A 5,415-nucleotide genomic window follows, 5' to 3' on the forward strand; every position below is an offset into this window, starting at 1 on the left:
GCGTGGCGGCCAGCCGCTCGCACCGCAGCGCACGCACCGAGACGCTTCTGGCGCGGATGGGCGAGATCGAACTGGTCGCGCAGGGCTCGTCGTTGAAATTCTGCCGCATCGCCGAGGGCACGTTGGACGTGTATCCGCGACTGGGGCCGACCAGCGAATGGGACACCGCCGCCGGTCAATGCGTGCTGGAGGCGGCTGGTGGCGTGCTGCTGGCGGCCGACAGCGGCGAGCCGTTCCTCTACAACCAGCGCCCGCGCCTGCTCAATGGCGATTTTGTCGCGCTGGGGGATGCGGCGTTGCCGTGGCGGGACTGGGTGGCCGGGCTGTGACGGCCTGAACCCGGGGCTCCTGCCAGAAATCCCGCGCCGGCAGTTGCCGGCGCATCCGCAATGAAGGTGCTGCATACATGTCCGACATGAACGATATCCAGTCGCTGCTGCAGATCATGCGCGCCTGCGTGACCCGCAGAACGGCTGCCCGTGGGATCTGGAGCAGGACTTCGCCAGCATCGCGCCGTATACGGTGGAAGAGGCCTATGAAGTCGCCGATGCGATCGATCGCAACGATCTGGTCGACCTGAAAGACGAGCTGGGCGATCTGCTGCTGCAGGTGGTGTTCCATGCGCAGATGGCCAGCGAGCGGGGGGCGTTCGATTTCGGCGATGTGGTGGCGGCGATCAGCGCGAAGATGGTGCGCCGGCATCCGCATATCTTTGGCGATGCCCAGGCTGCCGATGCCGACGCGGTGCTGGCCAACTGGGACGAGATCAAGCGCAGCGAGCGTGTGGCCAAGGGCGAACTGGACGACTCGGCCCTGGCCGGTATTTCGCGCGGACTCCCGGAATGGCAGCGCGCCGTCAAGCTGCAGAAGCGCGCCGCCCGCACCGGTTTCGATTGGCCAGGCCCTGCGCCGGTGATCGACAAGCTGCGTGAGGAGGTCGATGAGGTGCAGGCCGAGTTCGATGCCGCCGCCCGTGGTGCCGACAACCATGAGCGGCTGCAGGAGGAGCTCGGCGACATGTTGTTCGTCTGCGTCAACCTCGCCCGTCATGCCCAGGTCGATGTGGGTACCGCGCTGCGGTTGGCGAACCTCAAGTTCGAGCGCCGGTTCCGTGCGATGGAAGCCCTGGCCGCCGTCCAAGGCGGCATGCGGGCGCTGGATCTGCCGCAGCAGGAAGCGCTGTGGCAGGCGGTCAAACAGCAGGAGAAAGGGACAGTGCGTTGAAAACGCTGGCGCTGTTCCTGCTGACCGCCTTGGCCGAGATTGCCGGCTGTTATCTGCCATGGTTGTGGCTGCGCAAGCAGGGAAGTCCCTGGTTGCTGCTGCCCGCTACCGCCAGTCTGGCGTTGTTCGCCTGGTTGCTGACGCTGCACCCCACGGCCAGCGGCCGCGTCTATGCCGCCTATGGAGGGGTGTATGTGTGCATGGCGCTGTTGTGGCTGTGGCTGGTGGATTCGGTCCGGCCCACCCGCTGGGATCTGCTCGGTGGCGGACTGTGCCTGCTGGGCATGGCGGTGATCATGTTCGCCCCGCGCAGCCACTGAACTCCCTGTTCTGGTGCATGGGCGGGGGGCCGCCTTGCCCGGCTTCCTCCCGACTGTTTGGATCCACACCGCACCCCTGCCCGGCGGCGAGTGCATTTTGCGGGCAGCGGGGCGTGCTGGCGTACCGGTTCATGACGCTCTGGCAGCAGCATGGGGATGGGGCATCGCCGGGCTGGTCTGCCGGTTACGGCTCCGCCCGGACCGGATACGTGTTTTTTGGAAACAACCGTCCGGCGACATGCAGTGCGCTCTTCTATTCACGGTCCGCGGGATGTTGGTCGACATCCTGCAAGATCGCCTGCCTTTGTGAGCCCCGGCGGCTGGCTATACTCGGCACTGGATCGTCACAAGGAGTGGGCAGATGGGGAGCGGTGCGGGTTTTCTGGCGTTGGTGGTGGCGGTGGCGGGCATCATCGTGCTGTTCAAGACGGTGCGGATGGTTCCGCAGGGCTATGAGTGGACGGTGGAGCGCTTCGGCAAATACACCCATACGATGACCCCGGGCCTGCATTTCCTGATTCCCATCGTCTACGGCGTGGGCCGCAAGGTGAACATGATGGAGCAGGTGCTGGATGTGCCCAGCCAGGACGTCATCACCAAGGACAATGCGGTGGTGCGCGTGGATGGCGTGGTGTTTTTCCAGGTGCTGGATGCGGCCAAGGCGGCCTATGAAGTGGCCAATCTGGAAGTGGCGATGATCGCCCTGGTGCAGACCAACATCCGCACCGTGATCGGCTCGATGGACCTGGACGAATCGCTGAGCCAGCGCGAGACCATCAACGCCAAACTGCTGAATGTGGTCGACCACGCCACCAATCCGTGGGGGGTGAAGGTCACCCGCATCGAGATCAAGGATATCCAGCCGCCGACCAACCTGGTTCAGTCGATGCAGCAGCAGAAGATGGCCGAGCAGAACAAGCGTGCGGCAGTGCTGGAAGCCGAAGGCATACGGCAGTCGGAGATCCTGCGCGCCGAAGGCCAGAAACAGGCCGCCGTGCTGGAAGCCGAGGGCCGCAAAGAAGCCGCGTTCCGCGATGCCGAAGCACGCGAGCGTTCGGCCGAGGCCGAAGCCAAGGCCACCGCGATGGTGTCCGAAGCGATCGCACAGGGCGATGTGCAGGCGATCAACTACTTCATCGCGCAGAAATATGTGGAGGCATTCAAGGAGCTGGCCAGCTCGCCCAACCAGAAGCTGGTGCTGATGCCGATGGAAGCCACCGGTGTGATCAGCTCCATTGCCGGTGTCGCCGAACTGGCCAGGGAGGCGTTCGCCAAGCAGAACGAGGGCAAGCCTGCCGCACGCGGCAATCCGCCGCCGCTGGGGCGCTGAGCCATGCGCTGGGAAGTGGTGATATGGGCTTCGTTGTCGGTGGCGCTGTTTGCCGCCGAAGCGCTGGCGCCGGGTGCGTTCATGCTGTGGATGGGCGTTGCCGCCACGGTGGTGTTCCTGCTGGTGTGGGCCGTTGAGGGCATGACGGTGCTGGCGCAGGTGATCCTGTTTGTGGTGCTCAGCTTTGTGTCGATCCAGATCTATCGCACCTGGTTCCGCAAGCGCGACCGGCAGAGCGATCAGCCGCTGCTCAACCGGCGCGCCGAACAGCTGATCGGGCGGGTGGTGACGCTGGAGCAGGGCATCGCCAATGGCGTCGGCCGGGCCAAGATCGATGATGCGTTCTGGGTGGTGGCCGGCGTTGATCTTCCGGCGGGCAGTGCCGTGCGGGTGGTGGCCGTGGATGGCATGACCCTCAAAGTGCAGCCGGCGTGAGCCGGCCTGCGGCACGGTGGTGTGGCGGTGCCGCAGGTTTTAAGCGTAACCATCTGGGATAATGGCGGCCCCTTTTCCGCGGAACGGCCATGATCCAGAAGACCCTGCTCAACGAAACCCACCGCTCGCTTGGCGCCAAGATGGTCGACTTCGGCGGCTGGGACATGCCGATCCACTATGGTTCACAGATCGACGAACACCACCTGGTGCGCACTGCCGCCGGCATGTTCGACGTCAGCCACATGACCGTGGTCGATCTGAAGGGCGCGCGCACGCGTGAATTCCTGCGCCAGCTGCTGGCCAACTCGATCGACAAGCTCAAGGTCAACGGCAAGGCACTGTACTCGTGCATGCTCAACGCGCAGGGCGGTGTGATCGACGACCTGATCGTGTACCTGCTCGGTGAGGATTTCTTCCGCATGGTGGTCAACGCCTCGACCCGCGAGAAGGATCTGGCGTGGATCGGCCAGCATGCCGCGGCGTTCGGGGTCGAAGTCATCGAGCGCGAAGACCTGGCCATCATCGCCGTGCAGGGCCCGCAGGCCCGCGCGCTGACCGCCGGCCTGATCGCTGAATTCGATCGTGCCGCGCTGGACAAGCTGGCCCGCTTTGCCGCGCTGGATGTCCGTGCGGTCGATGGCGTTGAGCTGTTCGTTGCCCGCACCGGTTACACCGGCGAAGACGGTTACGAAGTGCTGCTGCCGCAGACGGCGGTGGTGGGGTTCTGGAACGCGCTGCTGGCCGCCGGGGTGAAGCCGGCCGGTCTGGGCGCGCGCGACACGCTGCGGCTGGAAGCGGGCATGAATCTGTACGGCCAGGACATGGACGAGACCGTCACCCCGTTCGAAGCGGCGCTGGGCTGGACGGTGTCGCTGGACGAGGGGCGCGAGTTCATCGGTCGTCCGGCGCTGGAAGCGCAGAAGGCCGCCGGCAACGCACGGCAGATGATCGGCCTGGTGATGGACGACAAGGGCGTGTTGCGCCACGGCCAGAAAGTGCTCACCGCCCAGGGCGAGGGCGAGATCCTTTCCGGCACGTTCTCGCCGACGCTCGGCAAGGCGATCGCCTTTGCCCGTGTCCCCGCCGGTGCGCCGGGCGACGTGCGCGTGGATATCCGCGGCAAGGAAGTGCCGGTGCGGCAGGTGAAGTTCCCGTTCGTGCGTGACGGCCAGCCGCAGGCCGGTATCAATCTGTGATTCACCCGGACCGGTCGACGGTTACCCGTGCCCGGTCCGTTAAACTAGCGCTTCATCCCGACCACCGTTTTTTCGGAGCAGTTCCATGAGCGAGATCCCAGGCGACCTCAAATTCCTCAAGTCCCACGAGTGGGCCCGCGTTGAAGGCAACGGCCGCGTTACCGTCGGCATTTCCGATCACGCCCAGGGTTTGCTGGGTGATCTGGTCTACGTCGAACTTCCGGCTGTCGGTGACACCGTCACGGTGGGTGCCGGCGCGGCGGTGGTGGAGTCGGTCAAGGCCGCGTCGGACGTGTACAGCCCGGTGTCGGGCACCGTTGTCGAAGTCAACGAAGCCCTGGCCGACAAGCCGGAAACCATCAACGAAGATGCCTACGGTGACGGCTGGCTGTTCGTGGTCGAGATGTCCGAGCCGGAACAGTTGAACGACCTGCTGGGTCCGGACGAGTACGCCGAGCTGCTGGAAGACGACGCGCACTGATCGTGTTGCCAGGCTGACGCGACAACGGCCGCCTTGAGCGGCCGTTGTCTTTTTCCAAGGCGTGGATGTCATTGCGGCGTGATGGCATGGCGCACTTGGCGCGGCATCCACGATCATTTTGCGTGCCGATGCAACGTGTCTGCAGCCGCCGGCAACGCGGTAGTGATCGGAGGTGGCTGGCATGCGATGGCACGAAGATGACGTGCCGCGAGCGCGAAATTTTTGCGCAGTTCGTTGGTGCTGCGGGTAAAAAATTGTCAGGCGATGATTTTTTTCCAGATCCGTATCGCGCTGCAATGCCGTGGCGGAAATGGCCGGGTGTTGGATGCCAAAGTGCTGCGCAGCCGTGCGTGCACAAGCGTACCGGTGCACAAATAGTGCGGTTTTTCCGCTGTTTTTCCGCAACACGCCTTGGACGTGCGGTGGCGG

Annotated in this window: 8 protein-coding genes; all 8 read left to right on the top strand. The window is 64.7% G+C overall.

What is annotated here, in order from left to right; genetic code table 11:
* Nucleotides 1-329: 3'(2'),5'-bisphosphate nucleotidase CysQ family protein (locus JCM9942_RS10430; protein ID WP_304941137.1), on the top strand; the 329-nt coding region annotated here is incomplete at its 5' end.
* A 73-nt stretch (nucleotides 330-402) separates the two neighbouring features.
* Nucleotides 403-1,224, top strand: coding sequence for a nucleoside triphosphate pyrophosphohydrolase (mazG, locus tag JCM9942_RS10435; protein ID WP_054659506.1), 822 nt, complete (start codon nucleotides 403-405; stop codon nucleotides 1,222-1,224).
* On the top strand, nucleotides 1,221-1,544 hold the full coding sequence (locus tag JCM9942_RS10440) for a YnfA family protein (protein WP_054659508.1): 324 nt from the start codon (nucleotides 1,221-1,223) through the stop codon (nucleotides 1,542-1,544). The genes mazG and JCM9942_RS10440 overlap by 4 nt, the downstream gene beginning before the upstream one ends.
* 361 nt (nucleotides 1,545-1,905) lie before the next feature.
* The gene (locus JCM9942_RS10445; RefSeq protein WP_054659510.1) at nucleotides 1,906-2,874 is read left to right on the top strand and encodes an SPFH domain-containing protein; all 969 of its coding nucleotides are present in this window, start codon (nucleotides 1,906-1,908) and stop codon (nucleotides 2,872-2,874) included.
* 3 nt (nucleotides 2,875-2,877) lie between these two features.
* Complete coding sequence (locus tag JCM9942_RS10450) at nucleotides 2,878-3,309, top strand: NfeD family protein (protein ID WP_054659512.1); 432 nt, start codon at nucleotides 2,878-2,880, stop codon at nucleotides 3,307-3,309.
* A gap of 89 nt (nucleotides 3,310-3,398) precedes the next feature.
* Nucleotides 3,399-4,505 (top strand): glycine cleavage system aminomethyltransferase GcvT, encoded by a 1,107-nt coding sequence (gene gcvT / locus JCM9942_RS10455; RefSeq protein ID WP_054659514.1) that lies wholly within the window; start codon nucleotides 3,399-3,401, stop codon nucleotides 4,503-4,505.
* A gap of 85 nt (nucleotides 4,506-4,590) precedes the next feature.
* Complete coding sequence (gene gcvH, locus JCM9942_RS10460) at nucleotides 4,591-4,986, top strand: glycine cleavage system protein GcvH (RefSeq protein ID WP_054659516.1); 396 nt, start codon at nucleotides 4,591-4,593, stop codon at nucleotides 4,984-4,986.
* Nucleotides 4,987-5,030: 44 nt separating this feature from the next.
* On the top strand, nucleotides 5,031-5,415 hold a 385-nt coding region (locus JCM9942_RS19650; protein WP_218185481.1), incomplete at its 3' end, for a hypothetical protein.

Source organism: Stenotrophomonas pictorum JCM 9942 (assembly GCF_001310775.1).
GTDB classification, from domain to species: Bacteria; Pseudomonadota; Gammaproteobacteria; order Xanthomonadales; family Xanthomonadaceae; genus Stenotrophomonas; species Stenotrophomonas pictorum.